The sequence below is a fragment of the Seonamhaeicola marinus genome, assembly GCF_008085455.1.
In genome coordinates, this window is record NZ_VSDQ01000181.1 from 1 (window position 1) to 324 (window position 324).

General features: G+C 30.2%; 1 pseudogene. It reads right to left on the reverse strand.

The features are described from left to right. Positions 1-324: pseudogene (locus FUA24_RS02890) on the reverse strand (RNA polymerase subunit sigma-70); the annotation flags it as partial.

Below are 324 nucleotides of genomic sequence, written 5' to 3' on the forward strand. Positions count from 1 at the left end.
TTTAGTTTTTGTGTTTGATCATAAAAGTAAATAGATGTACCTGCAAAAATAAAAGCCGCAATACTAGCAGCAATACTAAATTTATACCATTTTTTGTATTTGCTGGTACTATTTAGTTTAATAACAGGTGTATCATCAAGTTCATCTAAAATATTATTTAAAATATGTTTAGGAGCCTCTACAGCATTAGTTTTTGCAATTATTTCTAAGTTGTGCTGTAAGGTGTTATACGCATTCTGTACTTCTGGATATCGTTCAATGTAAGACTCAACCATTTCCGTATTGGCAGGAGTAGTTTCACCTATTAGATATTTTTCTAAAAGG